General features: G+C 55.9%; 15 protein-coding genes and 1 pseudogene. 9 read left to right on the top strand and 7 right to left on the bottom strand.

The window, feature by feature from the left end; translation table 11 throughout:
• Nucleotides 1-182 precede the first annotated feature (182 nt).
• From ugpC to ugpB, 4 genes are read right to left on the bottom strand one after another with little or no spacing between them, the layout of a single operon-like run.
• On the bottom strand, nt 183-1,238 hold the full coding sequence (ugpC, locus tag AC0L6A_RS13700) for a sn-glycerol-3-phosphate ABC transporter ATP-binding protein UgpC (protein WP_473290814.1): 1,056 nt from the start codon (nt 1,236-1,238) through the stop codon (nt 183-185).
• The gene (gene ugpE / locus AC0L6A_RS13695) at nt 1,239-2,075 is read right to left on the bottom strand and encodes a sn-glycerol-3-phosphate ABC transporter permease UgpE (RefSeq protein WP_473293507.1); all 837 of its coding nucleotides are present in this window, start codon (nt 2,073-2,075) and stop codon (nt 1,239-1,241) included.
• A gap of 17 nt (nt 2,076-2,092) precedes the next feature.
• A complete protein-coding gene (gene ugpA, locus AC0L6A_RS13690) occupies nt 2,093-2,974 on the bottom strand; it encodes a sn-glycerol-3-phosphate ABC transporter permease UgpA (protein WP_473290813.1) in 882 nt (293 codons plus the stop codon).
• A 58-nt stretch (nt 2,975-3,032) separates the two neighbouring features.
• The gene (gene ugpB / locus AC0L6A_RS13685; RefSeq protein WP_473290811.1) at nt 3,033-4,343 is read right to left on the bottom strand and encodes a sn-glycerol-3-phosphate ABC transporter substrate-binding protein UgpB; all 1,311 of its coding nucleotides are present in this window, start codon (nt 4,341-4,343) and stop codon (nt 3,033-3,035) included.
• Nucleotides 4,344-4,517: 174 nt separating this feature from the next.
• On the opposite strand from ugpB, the gene AC0L6A_RS13680 reads away from it, so the two are divergent.
• The 3 genes from AC0L6A_RS13680 (at nt 4,518) to AC0L6A_RS13670 (ending at nt 9,803) form a co-directional block, all read left to right on the top strand.
• Entirely contained in the window at nt 4,518-5,429 is a 912-nt protein-coding gene (locus AC0L6A_RS13680) for a LysR substrate-binding domain-containing protein (RefSeq protein ID WP_473290810.1), read from the top strand.
• 154 nt (nt 5,430-5,583) lie between these two features.
• Nucleotides 5,584-6,696, top strand: a complete 1,113-nt coding sequence (locus AC0L6A_RS13675; RefSeq protein WP_473290808.1) for an efflux RND transporter periplasmic adaptor subunit — start codon at nt 5,584-5,586, stop codon at nt 6,694-6,696.
• Nucleotides 6,693-9,803 carry an efflux RND transporter permease subunit gene (locus AC0L6A_RS13670; RefSeq protein ID WP_473290806.1) on the top strand — a complete coding sequence of 1,037 codons (3,111 nt, stop codon included), beginning with the start codon at nt 6,693-6,695 and terminating at the stop codon, nt 9,801-9,803. Before AC0L6A_RS13675 ends, AC0L6A_RS13670 begins: the two co-directional genes overlap by 4 nt.
• 34 nt (nt 9,804-9,837) lie before the next feature.
• Here the strand turns inward: AC0L6A_RS13670 and AC0L6A_RS13665 are convergent, their stop codons facing one another.
• Complete coding sequence (locus AC0L6A_RS13665) at nt 9,838-10,374, bottom strand: helix-turn-helix domain-containing protein (protein WP_473293506.1); 537 nt, start codon at nt 10,372-10,374, stop codon at nt 9,838-9,840.
• A gap of 268 nt (nt 10,375-10,642) precedes the next feature.
• Between AC0L6A_RS13665 and lpdA the strand changes: the two genes are divergently transcribed.
• The 6 genes and pseudogenes from lpdA to AC0L6A_RS13635 all read left to right on the top strand — a co-directional run bounded on the left by lpdA (nt 10,643) and on the right by AC0L6A_RS13635 (nt 18,721).
• Entirely contained in the window at nt 10,643-12,019 is a 1,377-nt protein-coding gene (gene lpdA / locus AC0L6A_RS13660) for a dihydrolipoyl dehydrogenase (RefSeq protein WP_473290804.1), read from the top strand.
• Between the two features lie 10 nt (nt 12,020-12,029).
• Nucleotides 12,030-12,977, top strand: a complete 948-nt coding sequence (lipA, locus tag AC0L6A_RS13655; protein WP_473290802.1) for a lipoyl synthase — start codon at nt 12,030-12,032, stop codon at nt 12,975-12,977.
• Between the two features lie 301 nt (nt 12,978-13,278).
• Nucleotides 13,279-14,377, top strand: a pseudogene (gene gcvT, locus AC0L6A_RS13650) (glycine cleavage system aminomethyltransferase GcvT).
• Nucleotides 14,378-14,401: 24 nt separating this feature from the next.
• Entirely contained in the window at nt 14,402-14,767 is a 366-nt protein-coding gene (gene gcvH / locus AC0L6A_RS13645) for a glycine cleavage system protein GcvH (protein ID WP_473290800.1), read from the top strand.
• Between the two features lie 59 nt (nt 14,768-14,826).
• A complete protein-coding gene (gene gcvP, locus AC0L6A_RS13640) occupies nt 14,827-17,682 on the top strand; it encodes an aminomethyl-transferring glycine dehydrogenase (protein WP_473290798.1) in 2,856 nt (951 codons plus the stop codon).
• Nucleotides 17,683-17,755: 73 nt separating this feature from the next.
• A complete protein-coding gene (locus AC0L6A_RS13635) occupies nt 17,756-18,721 on the top strand; it encodes a helix-turn-helix domain-containing protein (protein ID WP_473290796.1) in 966 nt (321 codons plus the stop codon).
• Nucleotides 18,722-18,740: 19 nt separating this feature from the next.
• Here AC0L6A_RS13635 and AC0L6A_RS13630 read toward each other — a convergent pair whose 3' ends face one another.
• Both AC0L6A_RS13630 and AC0L6A_RS13625 read right to left on the bottom strand, forming a co-directional pair.
• The gene (locus tag AC0L6A_RS13630; protein WP_473290794.1) at nt 18,741-19,406 is read right to left on the bottom strand and encodes a 3-keto-5-aminohexanoate cleavage protein; all 666 of its coding nucleotides are present in this window, start codon (nt 19,404-19,406) and stop codon (nt 18,741-18,743) included.
• Nucleotides 19,407-19,508: 102 nt separating this feature from the next.
• Nucleotides 19,509-20,828 carry an aspartate aminotransferase family protein gene (locus tag AC0L6A_RS13625; protein ID WP_473290792.1) on the bottom strand — a complete coding sequence of 440 codons (1,320 nt, stop codon included), beginning with the start codon at nt 20,826-20,828 and terminating at the stop codon, nt 19,509-19,511.
• Between the last annotated feature and the right edge of the window lie 95 nt (nt 20,829-20,923).

The raw sequence follows: 20,923 nt of genomic DNA, 5'->3' as shown, positions 1-20,923 counted from the left end.
ATCACCGACACTTACCAACTCGAAGAACTGTTCTACGACGAGTCCAAGTCCCTCTATGTGCGCTCATCACAGGAAACGGCCTTTTCAAGGTCGTTCGAATTCTATTGCACAGCGCGCGACAGTGGAAGGTGTCTTGATCAGGCCGTCGCCTCCACAATGCGTAGTGACAGTGGGCAACCGGCTTAAACCTCCAGCCTATTCCCCGTTTCCGGATCGAATAGATGGATATGCCCAGGATCGATCGAAAAGCGCCATGTCGCACCCTTGTCGCTAATCGCGTGCACCCCAGAGAGGCTGACGGTTATGACGTCTGCTGAATTGCTCAACCGACCATGCAAGAGTGTATTTGCGCCCAATGGTTCGGACATCTGAATGTGCGCTTCGATTGGACCTGTCTCGTCGGTGACAAGATGCTCCGGTCGCAGGCCCAACTTGACCTGACGGTCGGGGGTGTGTGCCGGACCGATTGAAGCGTCGCCCATCTTGACCATGCCACCCTCAACTCGGGCGTCGAATACGTTCATTGCCGGGCTGCCGATGAATTGCGCTGCAAATAGGGTGCGGGGGGTCTCATAGACTTCAAGAGGCGTACCGATTTGCTCTGCGATACCACCATTCATCACGATCATACGGTCAGCCATCGTCATGGCTTCTACCTGATCATGGGTCACATAAAGCGACGTGATTCCAAGTTTGTCCTGCAGCTCGCGGATTTCCAGCCGCATCTGGACACGAAGCTTGGCATCTAGGTTCGACAAGGGTTCATCGAAAAGAAACACGGCTGGTTCGCGCACGATTGCGCGCCCCATGGCGACGCGTTGGCGTTGCCCGCCGGAAAGCTCGCGCGGTTTGCGATCAAGAAGCGCTTCGAGTTGTAGAAGTTTGGCGGCGTCCTGAACCTTCGCTTCAATCTGGTCTTTGGGCAGCTTTGCGATCTTCAGCCCGTAGCCCATGTTCTGGCGTACCGACATATGCGGATAAAGCGCGTAGTTCTGGAACACCATCGCAATGTCGCGATCCATCGGCTCTTTGTCATTGGCCCGTGTCCCGTCGATCAAAACGTCACCCGAGGTCACGGTTTCCAGCCCACCGACCATTCGTAGAAGCGTGGACTTGCCGCAGCCGGAGGGGCCAACGATGACGATGAACTCGCCATCCTGAATGTCGACGTCGATCCCGTGGATGACATCCGTCGATCCAAAGCTTTTCTTGATGTTCTTAAGGGTAACTGTTGCCATCTATTTCTCGCTATCGACTAGGCCGCGGACAAAGAGTTTTTGCATCGATACCACCACGATCACCGGGGGGATCATTGCTAGGATCGAGGTCGCCATGATCACGGGCCATTCGGCCACGTCATCGCCGGATGGGAACATCTGTTTGATCCCCATCACGATTGTATTCATTTCCGGATCAGTCGTGATCAGCAGGGGCCAGAGATATTGATTCCAGCCATAGATAAAAAGGATCACGAAAAGTGCTGCAATGTTTGTGCGGCTCATCGGAACTACGATATCCCAGAAGAACCGCATCGGGCGCGCGCCGTCGACGCGGGCGGCCTCGGCCAACTCATCCGGGATGGTTAGGAAGAACTGTCGGAACAGGAAGGTTGCTGTCGCCGATGCAATCAGCGGGAAGATCAATCCGCCATAACTGTTAAGCATCCCGAAACCAGCGACGACTTCGAAGGTTGGAACGATCCGCACTTCGACCGGCAGCATAAGGGTGATGAAGATCATCCAGAAAAACGTCGTTCGCCCTGGAAAGCGGAAATAGACAATCGCGAATGCTGACAGAAGCGAGATGATGATCTTGCCCACTGCGATGCCCATGGCCATGACGAAACTGTTGAACAGCATCGTGGCCACCGGAACATTGACCCCAGAAAAAAGCGCGGCCGAGTAGTTTTCCCAGAACTGATCGCCCGGCCACAGCGGCATGGGGGGCGACACGATTTCGGGCTGTGTGACGGTGGACGCTACAAAGGCCAGCCAGATCGGGAAGAAGATCACCAGCACACCCAAGATCATCAGGATATGGGTCAGCCAGATGCCCGCGCCCCGTTTTTCGACCATGCCACTTCTCTGAGCCATCAGTAGTGCACCTTCTTCTCGACGTACTTGAACTGGACCACGGTCAGCAGCCCGACCACGAACAACAGGATTACAGATTGCGCAGACGACGAACCGAGGTCTTGCCCAACGAAGCCGTCCGAGAAAACCTTGTAGACCAGAATGGTGGTGGATTGCTGCGGACCGCCTGAGGTGATTGTGTGGATCACACCGAAGGTTTCGAAAAAGGCGTAGACCACGTTTACGACGAGAAGGAAAAACGCTGTTGGTGTGATCAACGGAAGCACGATGCCGAAAAAGCGGCGCCAGAAATGCGCACCATCAATGGCAGCAGCTTCAATCACGGATCGTGGCACCGATTGAAGGGCTGCAAAGAAAAACAGGAAGTTATAGCTGATCCGGCCCCAGGCCAACGCGACGACGACAAGCCCCATGGCCTCGCCACCATTCAGCACGTGGTTCCATTCATAGCCCAACTGACCCAGATACCAAGACACCACGCCTACACGCGTGTTGAACATGAACAGCCACAAGACCCCCGCCACAGCGGGTGCCACGGCATAAGGCCAGATCAACATGGTGCGATAGACCCCGGAACCTTTGATCAACCGGTCCGCAATGACGGCCAGAAACAAAGCCGGGATCATCGAGCAGAGCGTCACGAGAAGCGAAAAGATCGCCGTGGTCAAAAACGAGGTGCGATAGAATTTATCACCCAGCAGGAATTCGAAATTGCCCAAGCCTACAAATTGCGATGACAGGCCGAATGGGTCTGGGATGAACAGCGACTGCCAGACAGCTTGCGCGGCCGGATAGAAGAAAAACACTGCTGAAATGATCACCTGCGGTGCGATCAGCACAAGCGGCAAAAGCCAGCCGCGGAATGTAACGCGTTTTTCCATGATGTCTCCAGGTTGGAAACGCAGGCCCCGAGGGGCCTGCATTCAGTCATATCAAAGCTTACTGGTTGGCTTGCTCGAACCGGCGCAGCAACGCGTCGCCACGTTCCTTGGCGCTGTCCATCGCTTCTTGTGCAGTCTTGTCACCAGACCAGATACCTTCCAGCTCTTCATCGATGATCCCGCGGATCTGGTCGAAAGAACCAAGACGAAGGCCCTTCGAGTTGGCAGTTGGCTGTTTGGCGGTCATCTGGATGACAGCAATGTCCGTGCCGGGGTTTTCATCATAGAAACCTGCGGCGCGAGTTGCTTCACCCGCTTCAACCGTGATCGGCAGATAGCCGGTGTCTTGGTGCCATTGCGCCTGCACGTCCGAGGATGACAGGAAGCTTAGGAATTCACCCACGCCTTTGTATTCCTCGGCCTCATGGCCTTCCATGACCCACAGTGATGCGCCACCAATGATGGTGTTCTGGGGGCTTTCTGTAACTGCGGACCAATAGGGCAGCGGGCGGACTTCGAAGGCGAATTCGGCTTCGGATTTGATCCCAGCATACCCAGCAGAGCTTTCGGTAAAGAGGGCGCATTCGCCGGCACGGAAATTAGCGCCGCCTTCATTGCGCCGGCCTGTGTAGACAAATTTGCCATCCTTGGCCCATTCGCCCATCGCTGTCAGGTGTGCCACCTGCGCTGGGCCGTTCAGCATCAGCTCGGTGTCCAATCCTGCAAAGCCGTTGTCTTTGCTGGCGAATGGCACGTCATGATAGGCTGAGAAGTTTTCCAGATGGATCCAGCTTTGCCAGGCAGTGACCATTGGGCAATCTTCGCCGCCAGCTTTCAAAGCTTCCAGCGCGCCGCCAACGTTTTCCCAAGTCGACAGGTCCATGTCCGGATCAACACCTGCTGCTTCAAACGCGTCGCGGTTTACCCACAGGACAGGAGTTGACGAGTTGAAGGGCAGAGACAGCATGTCGCCATCGGTGGTGGTGTAGTAACCCTTGACCGAACCGATATAGGCATCGGGATCGAATGACGCACCACTTTCTGCCATCACCTCGTAGACAGGTTTGATCGCACCCTTAGCGCCCATCATGGTCGCGGTGCCGACTTCAAACACCATCAGTATATGTGGTTGTTCTTTGGCGCGGAACGCAGCGATGCCCGCGTTCAGTGTTTCCGAGTAGTTGCCTTTGTGGCTCTGAACCACTGTATAGTCAGATTGACCTGCGTTGAACGCTTCGACTTGTGCTGCGACAAGCTCTCCCAGACGGCCGGTAAAGGCATGCCAGAACTGAACCTCTGTCTGTGCGGACGCGGCAATGGGTGACAAAGCCGTGGTTGCGGCGATGGCACCGAGTAAGAACTTTTTCATGTTATCCTCCCATGCATCTTTTCGATGCGGTTTTTTTCGACCGGCAAGATGCCGAGTCGGTGAATTCAATGATGACGAGTGTATGAGCACATTTTCATAATTCAAACTGTCAATTTCCCTTATGACCATAACATTATGCTATGCTTCTTGTGCTTTGGTCGGTTAAAAGCGCTTATGTCTGATCGAAAAACACCCCGCTTCCGCCAACTCGAGGCCCTTATGGCGGTGATTGTTAATGGTTCTGTGACATCCGCTGCAGCAGACCTTGGGATTAGTCAGCCAGCGACCAGTCGGTTGCTTTCCGATCTGGCGAAAGAGTTTGACTTCCAGCTGTTTGACAAGCGGGATGGGCGGCTTGTCCCCTCACAAGAAGTACGACTTCTGGAACCTGACATTCGTCGCGTTATTGAATTGATGCGACAGATTTCAGATGTCAGCGCAGACATCACCAAGCGAAAAGCCGGACATATCCGCGTCGCCTGTTTGCCTGGGTTTGCGACAAGTCACTTGCCGAAGGTCGTGGCTGAATTTTTGCGCGATCGGCCTGGGGTCTCGATGACCATCGAACCAGATCGGCCAGAGCGCATTCTGGAATGGATGGTCACCGAACAGTACGACTTTGGCATCACCGATGGATTTTTCGGGCATCCCGCCGTAGAAAGCACCGATGTCAAAGTTCGGACCGTTTGTATTTTTCCCAAGGGGCATGATCTTGAACGACATCGTGAAATACGACCCAAAGACCTAGCCGGTGAAAAGATTATTCACACGAGGAAGGATAGCGTGTTCTTCCAAGGACTAGCGCGCCGGTTCCAGGATGATCAGATCGAACTGAATTCACATATCGAAGTCCGCCAATTCACCGCGGCTTGTGAACTTGTCTGCGAGGGTCTTGGGGTCTCAATCGTCAGTGAACTCGATGCCGCCAAATATGTAGATCGGGGTCTAAGTTTCCGTCCCTTCTATCCTGCTTTGTCACATGGCATTTCACTTGTTCGGCCTACTCACAAAACACCTTCGATGATCACATTGGAGTTTGTGGAGGCTTTTGAAGAGAGCCTGGCACCTTATGTGATCGAGGTTTGATTTTTCCACCTAAGTTCCAAGAACTCAAACCCGTGCTGCCTCCGAAAAGCCGACGAGTCTGTGCATTCCTTCGCGGCATTTCGGTACCCCCTTTTCTTTCTGTCTGCGGACACCCATGTTGTGGCCATTGAAACCACCATAAGTTGGACATGAAATGTCATCTGAAATTTGCGCACGCTCGTCTTTGGAATTTGCCTCTGATCCTGGTGCGGGACGATCAAAATGGGTTGCTGCCGGTCTGTTGCTACTCGTTATTGTTTGGATGGGAAGTGGGGTGGTGTTTTCTTCTGATCCAGAGCCGACCGAAAATGGAACAGAAGATAGGCAAGCTGTCGCGGTGCAGGTGAAACTCTCCGAAGCTGAACCAGTGACACAGCGTTTTGTGGCCAAAGGCCAAGCCAAGCCATATCGCGATACGCAGGTCCGTGCGCAAGCGTCGGGCAACATCGTTTCTGTGGCGTTGAAAAACGGCGCGCATGTTGAGAAAGATGACGAGATTGCACGGATCGACGACACCCAACATCAAAAAGCGCTTACAGCCGCAAATGAGGCACGCGACCGTGCTGCCCGGGAACTCAGCAATGCCAAAACTTTGTTTGATCGCGGCATTGCGACCTCTGACCGGGTGTTTGAGGCTGAGGTTGATCTTGCTGCTGCTGAAAGCACCCTGACGCAAGCGCTTGAAGCACTAGAGGATACGATCCTGACGGCCCCGTTTGCCGGTCAGCTTGAAGAGCTTCCACTTGAAGTTGGAGAATTTGTTGCGGCCGGAGAACCGGCTGCGCGCGTGGTCGATACAACCCCGCTTGTTGTGTCGATTCAGGTGCCTCAACAGTTCCGCAATCGCATGTCTGTTGGTGAACCTGCCCAAGTCGCATTCCTGACGGGTGAGACAGCTACGGGCGAGATCAGATTTGTCGGCACAGCCGCGGATGCCCAAACCCGGACCTTTGTGACCGAGGTTGAGGTTGCCAATTCCGACGGCGCGATTGCCGCCGGCGTCAGCGCTGAAGTTGCAATTGCGACTGGGGAAGTTACAGCGCATTTCATCTCGCCCGCAATCCTGTCCTTGGATGAAAAGGGAACGCTTGGGGTGAAAACGGTGGGCGATGAGGATCAGGTTTCTTTTCACGAGGTCGAGATCACAAGCGCCGGGTCGGGCGGGATCTGGGTGACAGGTTTGCCCGATAAGGCGCGTATTATCACCGTGGGGCAGGGGTTTGTGACTGCGGGTGACAAAGTTGCACCTCAGGAAGCTGCAAAATGACCAGTCTTATTGATTTCGCGTTTGCGCGCGCCCGCGTAATTCTGCTGGCTTTGGTGGCAATTCTGGCCTTAGGCACTTGGGCCTATAATGCCATTCCGAAAGAGGCTAACCCCGAAATTCCTATTCCTGTGGTCTACGTTGTCACGACGCTGGATGGGGTGTCGCCCGAAGACGCCGAACGTCTGTTGGTGAACCCGCTGGAAACTGAGTTGGGGTCAATCTCGGGACTGGATGAGATCATAAGCCACGCGGGCGAAGGCTACGCGTCGGTCCAGATGGAGTTCAACCCGGACCTGCCTGTGGACGAAGCGCTGGACAAGGTGCGAGAGGCCGTTGATTCCGCCAAGGGTGAATTGCCCTCGGATGCCACTGAACCCACTGTGCACGAGATCAACACGGCCCTGTTCCCGATTATGAATATCGTTCTGTCTGGTCCTGTGCCTGAACGCACGCTCAATGACATGGCGACGGTTTTGCAGGACGACATCGAAGCCCTGCCAGGTGTGCTTGAGGTCGATATTGGCGGGACGCGTGAAGACCTGCTGGAAGTTCTGGTCGACCCAACCGTGTTCGAGACCTACAACATCACCTTTGGTGAGCTGATCACTCAGGTGACGCAGAACAATTTGCTGGTTGCCGCAGGATCGATTGACACGGGCGCTGGGCGCATGGTGCTAAAGGTGCCCGGCCTGATCGAGGACGTGCAAAGTGTCATGGACCTTCCGATCAAAGTGTCCAATGGAACTGTTGTAACGTTCTCGGATGTGGCGACCGTTCGGCGAACCTTCAAAGACCCCGAAAGCTTTGCGCGCATCGATGGTCAACCCGCCTTGGTTCTTGAGGTCAAGAAAAGGGTCGGCGCCAACGTGATTGATACGGTGGTAGATGTGCGCGAAGTGCTTTCCGCGTCACAAGAGGCATATCCGGAAACCGTTCGCGTTCAGGTCACATATGATCAAAGCGATGATGTTGTGTCGATGCTGGACGATCTTGAAGCCAACGTCATAACCGCAGTGATCCTTGTGATGATTGTGATCGTCTGGGCGCTTGGTTTCCGTTCGGCGCTTCTTGTTGGCTTAGCCATTCCCGGCGCGTTCCTTGCAGGCGTAACCGCCATTTGGGCCATGGGGTACACGATGAATATTGTGGTCTTGTTTGCTCTGATTTTGGTGGTGGGGATGTTGGTGGATGGTGCCATCGTCACAACGGAACTGGCCGATCGAAAATTGCAGGAAGGCACGCCACCGCGCAAAGCATATGCCTTTGCCGCCAAGCGTATGGCTTGGCCGATTATCGCGTCGACTGCGACCACACTTTCTGTGTTCTTCCCGCTCTTGTTCTGGTCGGGCGTGATTGGCGAATTTATGAAATTCCTGCCGATCACAGTCATGCTGACACTGGGCGCAAGCCTGTTCATGGCGTTGATTTTCATTCCTGTATTGGGCGGGTTGATTGGACGCAGGCAACCGCAGACTGCCAGTTCCAAGGCCGCACTTTTGGCAGCTGAAAGTGGCGACCCCCGGGACATACCCGGTTTCACTGGGGCGTATGTTCGGCTGCTGAACTGGGCCATTCTGCACCCGGCTGCTGTTGTAATACTTGCGGTCGCAGCGCTGTTGGGCGGCTTCGGCGTCTATGGCCAATTCGGCAAAGGGCTGGCTTTCTTTCCAGAACCCGAACCAAGCGCAATGGTGATTGAAATCAGGGCGCGCGACAACTTCTCGATCTACGAAAGGGATGCGCTGGTCCAGAAAGTCGAAGACCGTCTGATCGGGCATCCAGAAATCGACAGTGTTTATGCCAGAACAGTATTGGACAACCGCGATGATCAAGAGGTCATCGGGACGTTGCAACTGCGTATGAATGATTGGGATACACGACGCCCTGTGGCTGAGATCATTCCGGAAATTCGCGCCAGCATGGAAGATGTGGCTGGTGTTGTTGTGCAGGTGCAGACCCAAAGCGAAGGGCCGACAGGGGGCAAGCCGGTACAACTGAAACTGTCATCAGATGATCGTGGTGACTTGGATGCTGCCACAACCAAGGTGCGTGACATCATGGGCAGTATTGGTGGGTTCACGGATGTGACCGATACCCGCGCGTTGCCGGGTGTCGAATGGGCCTTGCGCGTAGATCGGGAAGAGGCCGCCCGCTTTGGGGCTGACATCGCGATCTTAGGTCAAGCTGTGCAGCTTTTGACGCAAGGCGTGGGGGTGGCAACGTACCGACCTGATGATGTGGATGGATCGGTTGATATTCGCGTGCGCTTCCCTGCGCAGGACCGTACCCTTGATGAACTGCAGACCTTGCGTGTGCCGACCGGCGCTGGGTTGGTGCCGATCTCGAATTTCGTGCGTTTTGAACCTGTCCAGCGTTCTGGTCGGATCAGTCATGAAGATCAACAGCGGGTGATCTCGGTCGCAGCCGACATTGCCCCCGGTCTATTGGTCAACAATCAGATCATCGCGCTTAAAGACGCCATCACTCAGGCCGGGTTGCCCGGGGACGTGACCTTTGACTTTGGCGGTGAGGCCGAAGAGCAGGAAGAGGCAATGGTGTTCCTTGTCGGTGCATTCCTGACCGCCATCTTGCTTATGTTCGCGACGCTACTTTTGCAGTTTAACAGCTTCTATCAAGCCTTCGTGGTGATGAGCGCGATCATCTTCTCAATCGCAGGTGTCTTGATGGGCCTGTTGATCACCGGCCGTCCGTTTGGGGTTGTGATGGGGGGGATCGGTGTGATCGCCCTTGCCGGGATTGTGGTGAACAACAACATCGTTCTGATCGACACTTATAATGTGCTTCGAAGCGAAGGTATGTCTCCGCTGGAAGCCGCGCTGCGCACCGGAGCCCAACGTCTGCGGCCCGTCGTGTTGACCTCAATCACAACGGCTTTGGGTTTGATGCCCATGGTGCTGGCACTGACGATCAGTTTCGGAGCCCGGACAATTCAGGTTGGCGCACCGTCATCGCAATGGTGGACCGAGCTTTCAAGCGCAATTGCGGGTGGGTTGGTATTTGCCACGGTGCTTACTTTGATTGTCACACCAGCAATGTTGATGTTGGGCGAGAGGCGTTGGTTCAAGGAAAACCGCCGCGCATCCTGATGGGTAATGCTGATCTGTGAGAAGGCCGTCGCTGCTACAGGCTTAGTGATACCCATAGGACTTTGGCATCTTCTTCGCTGGTTGAGATCAAACCGTGACCCATTTGGGCATCGTAATAGATGGAATCCCCGGTCTTAAGATCTAAGGGGCGATAATGCTCGGTCACAAATGTCAGTTCGCCTGACAGGACGAACATGAACTCTTCCCCCGTGTGGCGCACCCAGTCGTCATATTCTGACACCTCGCGGGCCGTCACGGTCGAGATGTAGGGAACCATCCTTTTCGACGTAAGTTCGTTGCACAAAAGCTCGTGCGTGTAGGTCGGGGTCTTTTTGATCTCACCTTCGCCCGAACGTGTGTGGTCCCTGCGGCCAGAAATGTCTGATTTGGCGGATTGTAGGAACAGCTGCGGGGTCTCAAGCTCAAGCGTCTGCATAAGACGACGGATGATATCAAAACTGGGTCGGGTCTGATTGTTTTCGATCTTCGAAAGCGTCGAACGACCGATCCCAGCGGCGCGCGCTGTATCCTCGAGAGTTTGGCCTTTGGCTTTGCGGGCCTCACGAATCATCCGGCCCATCGCCTCGCCGTCAGGGGCTTCCGCGGGTTCGTTGCTTCCTTGCGGTGTGTTGCTTGTGTCGGTCTCCAAACCAATTTCTCCTGCTATCCCCTTGTTCCTTCGCAGCTTAAAAGCTGCTCCTGAAACTGTCAAAGTATCCCACTGCACACAAAACTTGCCTAACTCAGAAAAGTTTCCTATAGGGAACATGAAGTTTCGAATAGGAAACCAAGCTCGCAAATGGGAATTTGTGAATGCAAAGTTGGAGGCGGAGGGCAATATGTACGACCTTATTGTGATCGGTGCTGGTCCGGGTGGGTATGTCGCAGCAATTCGTGCAGCGCAGCTGGGTTTGAAGGTTGCATGTGTTGAAGGTCGCGGGTCGCTTGGCGGCACGTGCTTGAACGTAGGCTGCATTCCCTCGAAAGCGCTTTTGACCTCATCCGGGAAATACGCCGAGCTTTCGCATATGGCAGCCCACGGCATTGCAGTAGAAGGCGCGTCGCTGGACCTTCCTGCAATGATGGCGCGCAAGGACAAAGTGGTGGAGGACCTCACCAAGGGCATCGCATTCCTGTTTAAGAAAAACGGCGTGGATCACATTGACGGCTGGGCCACCATTCCTGCGCCCGGAAAGGTGCAGGTGGGCGATACCATCCATGACACCAATAACATCCTGATTGCCACCGGGTCTGAAGCCACGCCGCTGCCCGGCGTGACAATCGACGAAGAGAACATCCTTAGCTCGACCGGGGCCCTGTCCTTGGACGCTGTGCCTGAACATCTGGTGGTGATCGGTGCAGGCGTTATTGGGCTTGAGCTTGGTCAGGTCTGGGCCCGTCTGGGGGCCAAGGTCACCGTGGTCGAATACCTTGATCGCATCCTGCCCGGCATTGATGGCGAGATTGCAAAACTGGCGCAGCGCGCCCTGTCCAAACGTGGGTTGAAATTCCAACTTGGCCGCGCGGTGAAATCGGTTGAAGCGGGCGAGGGTGGTCTGGCCGTGACCGTCGAACGTGTGGGCAAAGACTCCATTGAGACGATTGAGGCCGACAAAGTGTTGGTCGCCATTGGCCGTCGCCCTGTCATTCGCGGGTTGGGCTTGGACGTGCTGGGTGTGGATGTGACCGACCGCGGTGTCATTACGGTAGACGCGCAGTTCCAAACCTCGGTTCCCGGCATCTACGCCATTGGTGACTGTGTGCCCGGCCCGATGCTGGCGCATAAGGCTGAAGAAGATGGGGTTGCCTGTGTCGAAGGACTGGCCGGTCTTGCGGGCCATGTGGACTACGAAAAGGTGCCGGGGGTTGTCTACACCGATCCCGAGGTCGCATCGGTCGGCGTCACCGAAGAAGCGCTGAAAGAGGCGGGCACCGATTACATTTCGGGCAAGTTCACCTTTATGGCCAACTCGCGTGCACGTTCTTCGGGCGAAACGGATGGCGCAGTGAAAGTGCTGGCATCGCCAGACGGTGTGCTTCTGGGCGCGCATATCTGTGGTGCCCACGGGGGCGACCTGATTGCCGAGCTGGTTTTGGCCATGGTCAAAGGCGCAACGCTGTCTGAAATCGCCGCAACCTGTCACGCGCATCCGTCGATGGCCGAAGCCGTAAAAGAAGCCTGTCTGGACGCGCTGGGCCGCGCCATTCACGCGTAAGGAGCTGTCGATGAACGCCGTACCCCGCCTTCGCCACCCGGAAAAAGCGCATAAGCCTGACACGGCCATCCCGCGCAAGCCCAAGTGGATTCGCAAGAAAAAGATCGAAAGCGCCGAGTATTACGAGACCCGGCGCCTGATGCGTGACCATGATCTGGCCACCGTCTGCGAAGAGGCCGCGTGCCCCAATATCGGTGAATGCTGGTCCAAGCGTCACGCCACCATGATGATCATGGGCGAGGTCTGCACCCGTGGCTGCAGTTTCTGCAATGTCTCGACCGGGCGGCCTGATGCGCTTGACGCGTTTGAACCGGGACGCGTGGCGGCTGCGGTGAAAAAGCTGGGGCTGCGTCACGTTGTGATCACTTCGGTGGATCGTGATGATCTGGATGATGGTGGGGCCGAACACATCGCGCAGACCATTCGCGCCGTGCGCCATCAAAACCCGGACACCACCGTCGAAGTGCTGACCCCGGACTTTCTAGGCAAAGGCGAGGCCGGGCAGGCGGTGTTCGAAGCAGCGCCTGATGTATTCAACCACAATCTGGAAACGGTCCCGCGTCTATATCCAACCGTGCGACCTGGTGCGCGCTACTATCAGTCGTTGCGCCTGCTGGATGACGCCAAACGCGCCAACCCAGAGCTTTTCACAAAGTCGGGCCTGATGGTCGGATTGGGTGAAACGATGGAAGAGGTGCGTCAGGTGATGGACGATTTGCGCGCCGCAAATGTCGATTTTCTGACCGTGGGGCAGTATCTGCAACCCACCGTTAAACACCACAAAATAGACCGCTTCTGGACACCGGAAGAGTTTGAAAAACTTGAACAAGTCGCGCGTGCAAAGGGCTTTCTTGGGGTGTCCGCTACACCGCTGACCCGCTCGTCCTTTCACGCGGACGAAGATTTTGCGAACTTGAAACAGGCGCGTCAGCTCGCGCTTGCTGCGGGGGCTGGTTGAGTGAGGGGCGAAATGGCACATCAAACGACGATAGCGGGCGGCAGAGTTCTCTGTCCTGGGGGCATGCCCAAATGTGCAGGTTTTGACCTACCTGTTCACAATGACGCCAGCAGCGTCTACCGTGAGATTCCGAAGATCGCCCGGAAATATGATTTTAACCGTCTCGTCGATGCCCCCGTGATCGTTGGTGTCCAGAGTTACGAGATGGGCCCGAACTTCGCCCGCGTTGAGCGCAACGCGTTTTGTACTGTTACAGTCGCATGCGACTGCACCTGAAACCTAAACCACAGGAGGCGCGGCTATGACCGACACCCCCAAACGCACACCGCTTTATGATTTGCACGTCGAACTTGGCGGCAAGATGGTTGATTTTGCTGGCTGGGAAATGCCCGTCCAATACCCAATGGGGATTATGGGCGAGCACAAACACTGCCGCGAGAAAGCCGCGCTGTTTGACGTTAGCCATATGGGACAAGTGATCTTGAAGGGCGACAATATCGGCGAAAAGCTGGAAAGCATCTGTCCGCAGGCCTATGCCTCTTTGAAAGAAGGCAAGGCGCGCTACGGTTTCTTCACCAACCCTGAAGGTGGCATCATGGACGACCTGATCGTCTCGAATGCCGGGGATCATTTCTTCGTTGTCGTAAACGCCTCTATGCGTGATCAGGACATCCCGCACATGGCCGCCAATCTGGACGGTGTCGAAGTGACCGAAGATCTTCGACCGTGCGTTGGTTGCCGTGCAAGGTCCCAAGGCCGAAGACGTGGTGGGTGCGTTGTGTCCTGCTGCCCGCGAGATGACCTTCATGGAAACCATCTTGGCAGATATCGACGGCGTCGAATGCCGCATCTCGCGTTTGGGGTATACCGGCGAAGACGGGTACGAAATCTCGATCCCTGATGACAAAGCCGAAGCCGTTGCCCGCGCCTTCCTGGCCCATGAAGACTGTGAGCCCGCTGGTCTTGGAGCGCGCGACAGCCTGCGTCTTGAGGCCGGGCTTTGCCTTTACGGCAATGACATCGACCAAACAACGTCGCCCATCGAGGCAAGCCTTGCTTGGGCCATTCAGAAACGCCGCAAGGAAGAGGGCGGCTTTCCGGGTGCAGACCGCATTCAACGCGAGCTGGCCGAAGGTGCTGCCAAAAAGCTGGTGGGCATCAAGCCCGAAGGCCGCGCACCAGCCCGCCAGCATGTGGAAATTCAAGCCGCTGATGGCACCACGATCGGTGAAATCACCTCGGGAAGCTTTGGCCCAACCGTTGGCGGCCCAGTCGCCATGGGATATGTGTCTAAGGGACACGGCGAGGTCGGCGAGAAGGTCAACCTTATCATTCGCGGCAAGGCCCAGCCTGCCGAAATCGTATCGCTGCCTTTCGTGCAGCAAAACTACAAACGCTAAGATCAACACCGGGAGCATCCTGACATGACCACCTATTATTCTGAAGAGCACGAATGGATCACTGTCGAAGGCGACATTGCCACCATCGGCATCACCAAACACGCAGCTGACCAGCTGGGCGAGATCGTGTTCGTCGAGCAGCGTGAAAGCGGTGACGATTTCGAAAAAGGCGACGAGATCGGCGTGATCGAAAGTGTAAAGGCTGCGTCAGAACTCTACGCGCCCGTTGACGGCGAAGTGGTCGAAGCCAATGGTGCGCTGGAAGAAAACCCCGGCGCATTGAATGAAAGCCCCGAAGGCGACGCATGGATCTACAAGGTCAAGCTGGCGGATGCCGCACAGCTGGAAGACCTGTTGGATCTCGACGGCTATAAAGCCCTGATCGGCTAACATCACATACCCGCCGGACCACCCGGCGGGTCACTTCGTTTACGCACAAGGATCACAGCATGGCCTTCAAACTAACCGACTACGAAGCCTATGATTTCGCCAACCGCCGCCATATCGGCCCGTCTCCGCAAGAGATGGCCGACATGCTGAAGGTGATTGGTTTCAAAACGCTTGATGAACTGATCGACGCCACGGTTCCCCCCGCCATTCGCCAGAAAGAGTCATTGGACTGGGGCCCAGCCATGTCAGAGCGCGACGCGCTTTTTTACATGAAAGAGGTGGCTTCGAAAAACAAGGTGCTGACCTCGCTTATTGGTCAGGGGTACTACGGTACGACGACGCCTGCGCCGATCCTGCGCAACATCCTTGAAAACCCCGCTTGGTACACGGCTTATACGCCCTACCAGCCCGAGATTTCGCAAGGCCGTCTTGAGGCGCTGTTGAACTTCCAAACCATGGTGTCAGACATGACCGGGCTGGAAATCGCGAACGCGTCGCTTCTGGATGAAGCCACCGCCGCAGCCGAAGCGATGGCCATGGCGCATCGTGGATCACGCTCGAAAGCCAACAACGCGGCTTTCTTCGTCGATAAAAACTGCCACCCGCAGACCGTCGCCGTGATCAAGACCCGTGCGGAGCCTTTGGGCATCGACGTGCAAGTTTCTGACCCCGACGATCTGGATCCGGGTGCGGTCTTTGGTGCGATTTTCCAATACCCCGGCAGCCATGGTCACGTGCGCGACTTCACTGCTGAAATCGCCGCATTGCATGAGCACAAGGCGATTGCCGTTGTGGCAGCCGACATCCTTGCGCTGGCGCTTCTGAAATCGCCCGGCGAAATGGGTGCGGACATTGCTGTTGGGTCGACCCAACGCTTTGGTGTGCCCATGGGTTACGGTGGTCCGCACGCCGCCTATATGGCGACAACCGACAAGCTGAAACGCAACATGCCGGGCCGTATCATTGGTGTGTCCATCGATGCGCGCGGCAACAAAGCGTACCGTTTGTCGCTTCAAACTCGCGAGCAACACATCCGCCGCGAGAAGGCGAACTCGAACGTCTGCACCGCACAGGCCCTGTTGGCTGTGATCGCATCTATGTATGCGGTTTATCACGGGCCTGATGGCATCAAAGCCATCGCGCAATCGGTGCACCGTAAGACCTCGCGTCTGGCCGCTGGTCTGGAAGAAAACGGCTTCAAGGTAGAACCCGAAGTCTTCTTCGACACCATCACCGTCGAGGTAGGCCCGCTGCAGAAAACCGTAATGGAGGCCGCCGTGGCCCGTGGGGTGAACCTGCGTGCCGTGGGTGAAGACCGGATCGGCATCTCGCTGGACGAACAGACCCGCGCCGAAACCATCGAAGCGGTTTGGGGCGCCTTTGGCATCGACAAGAAAGACGATAGTGTCGCCAATCGTGACTATCGCCTACCGGATTACGCGCTGCGTGAAAGCGAGTATCTGACCCACCCGATCTTCCACCAAAACCGTGCTGAGGCCGAGATCACCCGCTACATGCGACGTCTGGCCGACCGCGATTTGGCGCTGGATCGTGCAATGATCCCGCTGGGGTCCTGCACGATGAAGCTGAACGCAACAGTGGAAATGATCCCTGTGACATGGCCGGAGTTCGGCAACCTACACCCGTTCGTGCCTAAAGATCAGGCCCTGGGCTATCACGAGATGATTGACGACCTGAACGACAAGCTGTGCCAAATCACTGGTTATGATGCGATCTCGCAGCAGCCGAACTCTGGTGCGCAGGGTGAATACGCGGGTCTTCTGACCATCCGCAATTACCATGCTGCACGTGGGGAAGGGCACCGTAATGTCTGCCTGATCCCGACATCAGCGCACGGCACCAACCCGGCCACTGCACAGATGGTGGGCTATAAGGTTGTGCCGGTGAAATCGGATGACGAAGGCAATATTGACCTTGATGATTTCCGCGCGAAAGCGACGCAGCACTCTGAGGATTTGGCGGCTTGTATGATCACATACCCGTCGACCCATGGTGTGTTCGAGGAAACCGTGCAAGATGTTTGCCAGATCACCCATGATCACGGCGGTCAGGTCTATATCGATGGCGCTAACATGAACGCTATGGTCGGTCTGTCCCGTCCGGGCGACATTGGCGGTGACGTCAGCCACCTGAACCTGCACAAGACCTTCTGCATCCCGCATGGCGGGGGTGGCCCCGGCATGGGTCCCATCGGTGTGAAGGCGCATTTGGCAGAGCACCTGCCGGGTCACCCGGAATACGGCACTGCTGTTGGTCCGGTGTCGGCAGCGCCCTTTGGATCGCCTTCGATCCTGCCGGTCAGCTGGGCTTATATCCTGCTGATGGGCGGTGCTGGTCTGACACAGGCGACCCGCGTGGCGATCTTGAACGCCAACTACATCGCGGCGCGTCTGCAGGACGGCTACAACATCCTTTACACCTCCAAGACGGGTCGCGTGGCGCATGAGTGTATCCTCGATACCCGCCCTCTGGCGGATGAGGGCAATGTGACCGTGGATGACGTGGCCAAGCGCCTTGTGGACAGCGGGTTCCACGCTCCTACAATGAGCTGGCCTGTTGCAGGCACGCTGATGGTAGAGCCAACCGAGAGCGAACCCAAGGCCGAGCTGGATCGCTTCTGCGACGCCATGCTGTCCATCCGCGCCGAAGCGCAGGACATCATCGACGGTAAGATCGACCCCGAGAACAACCCGCTGAAACATGCGCCGCATACGGTGCTGGATTTGGTGGGCGACTGGGATCGCCCTTACACGCGCGAACAAGCCTGCTTCCCTCCGGGCAACCTTGGGGTGGACAAGTACTGGCCCGTGGTGAACCGCGTCGACAACGCCTATGGCGACCGAAACCTCGTCTGCACCTGTCCCCCGATGGATGCTTACGAAGAAGAGGCATAAATCATTCCCCCGCCCGGACTACAGCGGTTCGGGCGGGGTCTCATAATGTCGTACCAGATAACGGGATGCATCTATGAATATTCAGAACTCTTTAGTGGCCCGGTTTACCGACTTAGCGGCCATCGGACCCATTCAAGGCATCACCATTATCGTGCCCGATCGTAGCCATGTTGCTTTGGCAAGCGTCTTTCGCGATTTCTTCATTTCACTCGACCAGTTTACCAACGCTGAAGAGCCGCGAGATTTCGCAGTCTATTCCTTGGATGGATGCCCAACTCATGAACACGGCTATTGGCGTAATCGAACCGTCGTGTTCTGGAGCGACTTTCACGCGCGCTGGCAACTGACCTCTAAACAACTTCACCGCGCCCACCAACTTCTTCGCCTTTCGCGTCAAAGCGTGCTGGTCGGTGGTGGTGTGTTTGCGTTGTGCCGATCAGAGTTTGCAGGAAGATGCGAAGTTGCTGTGCACCCAAATCTGCGGTTTGTCGCGGAAGAGGAAGGTTTCCTGTGCACCGAAAGCGGTGCGCCGTTTGCGATAGATGGAAACATCTGTAGTGCGACCAGCATTTTCGCTGCATTGCGTCTTTTCCTGAAGCTTTTGGAAGCCGAGATTGGTGGGTTTTCGGCCGCCACCTTCGGTGATTACGTCGGGCTTGAAGTGTCGGGCGAGCCGTTTCAAGGCAAACAAGAACACATCATAAAACGTTATTCCGGTGGGGATCGCATCATCGGAGATTGCGTTGCCGTGATGCTGGAGCATCTGGAAAACACGTTATCTATTGTTCAGATCGCGAAGGTTATGAATGTTTCGTCGCGCCAATTGCAGCGCCGTTTTTCAACTCAGCTTGGTGTCAGCCCGTTGACGATTTATCGCAGTTTGCGCCTTGAACGCGCAAATCAGCTGGTGGAGCAAACCAGCTACTCAATGCACGAAATTGCCGCGGCCACTGGGTTTGGCACACGATCCAGCATGGTGCGTTCGTTCAAAAAGCAGTTCGGGATGTCACCATCGGACGCGCGGGCAAAAATGTTCTGATGCCTGCGACGGTGTTGGTTTAAGCAATATCGGCGCGGGCCCGGATCAGTTCCGCCACGCGTTCTTCATTGTTCTTGGCAATCGATCTATCCGCGTTTTGGCGTGAGTTTTCGAACCCGATCCGGCATTTTCCACCCGCTTGAACTGCGCGGATAAGGGCAGGGGTTTCGTTTTGACCAAAGGCGCAGACGGCCCAATCTGGGGACAAGCCAACTTCGTCAAGCCAGGTCAGAAACGGATTCAGCTCTTCCGGGTCTGATTTCTGATCAACCGCGTAGCGTCCCAGCACAAAGATCAGTTGCAAGTCGGCTGAGGTCAGCAGGTTTTCATCCAAAACGCGCGTCAGCAATTCCGCGTCGGCCACATCATAGAGAATGTGTTGCACGGCGACCCCGCGCTGGTCGCAGTCATTGTAAAAAGCACGCGTAATGTCGTGGCCGTCCCGGCACAGTTCGCGCACTGACGCCGAGACCATCGAGGCTCCGGAACTCAACGCGACGTGACGCTGATGATCTGGGTTATACATTCCAACCGCTTCGGTGGTGATCTGAACTGGGAAACCCGGCATCTCATCGTGAAACAAGGCAAGGGCATCTGCGTAAGCTCTCGCATCCAGAAGATGCTTCCCATCTTTATCGCGCAGATGCAGGTGCAGCCCGTCCACTCCCAGTTCGCGGCATGCCAAGGTGGTTTCCAGGATCTCGATAAGGAGTCATGGGGATGCCAGGGTGATCGGCTTTGGTCAGGCGCGCGCCGTTTGGGGCGAGCATAATGCCGGGGAGCCGTGTCACAAAACTTGCCCCAATGACCGGGCCAGCTTGCCCACCAATTCGTCGATCTGATCATCTGTAATGATGAATGGCGGGGCCAGTAGAACGTGGTCGCCATTCTTACCGTCGATTGTGCCGTTCATCGGGTAACAGATCAGTCCGTTCTCAAACGCCTGTTTCTTCAACCGGCCTGCAATCCCACGATCGGGGGAAAAGGGGGCCTTGGTCTCGCGGTCTGCGACGATTTCCAAACCTCGGAACATACCACGCCCCCGTATGTCACCGATATGGGCATGCTGGCCGAACTCGGCCTGCAGCGCGTCATTCAACCGCTCGCCCATTTTTGCGGCGCGGGCTACCATGCCGCCGGTGGTCAGTTTGTGAACAACAGCGTTGGCAGCGGCGGATGCAATCGGATGCCCCATGTATGTATGTCCGTGTTGAAAGAACCCACTGCCCGACGCAATGGCATCATAGATCTGACCGGTACACATCATCGCGCCAATGGGCTGATAACCCGCGCCAAGACCCTTTGCGATGGTGATGATGTCCGGAGCAATCCCATCATGCTCGCATGCAAACAACGTCCCCGTTCGCCCCATGCCACACATGACTTCGTCCAGTATCAGCAGGATGCCATACTTGTCGCAGATTTCACGGATGCGTTTGAAATACCCCTTCGCGGCAGGGACCGCTCCGGCGGTGGCCCCGACAACGGGTTCAGCCAGAAACCCGACAACGGTTTCTGGTCCAACCCGTAGCAATTCGTCCTCCAGAGCATTTGCAGCCCTTAGTCCGTATTGCTCTTCCGTTTCACCATCACGGCGCAGGCGATATTCATAGCAAGGATCGATGTGGCTGGCCGACATCATCAGTGGGTCAAATGGCTCTCGCCGCCACATGTTGCCGCCGGTTCCCAAAGCACCAAGTGTGTTCCCGTGATAGCTTTGCTTGCGAGCGATGAACTTCGTGCGCTGAGGCTGACCAATTTCGATCATGTACTGGCGTGACAGCTTCAGCGCAGCTTCCACAGCTTCGGACCCACCTGAAACAAGATAGACGCGATCGATTCCCTTTGGCGCGTGTTTGGCCAGCTGGTCAGCAAGTGATTCTGCAGGGTCAGATGTCAAAAATCCGGTATGCGCGAAGCTGAGTCTGTCGATTTGTTCATGCATCGCGCGGGCCACATCTGGGTCAGAATGACCTAGGCAAGACACGGCGGCTCCACCTGAACCATCAAGGTATTTTTTTCCTTGTGAATCAATAATGTAAATGCCATCTCCACGCTTCGCGATCGGTGGATTTGATTTGCAGTGCCGTGGGAAAATATGAGACATGATGCCCTCGCATGTGTCCGATTGAAACTGTTGGCATTGAAACAAAAATGTCAGCAATTGACAATATGTGAAACAAAAGGAACACTAATCTTGTC

The sequence above is a fragment of the Aliiroseovarius sp. D2-2 genome, assembly GCF_055809455.1.
Note: the sequence above shows the minus strand (reverse complement) of the source record. Positions and strands in the feature narration are given on the sequence as shown.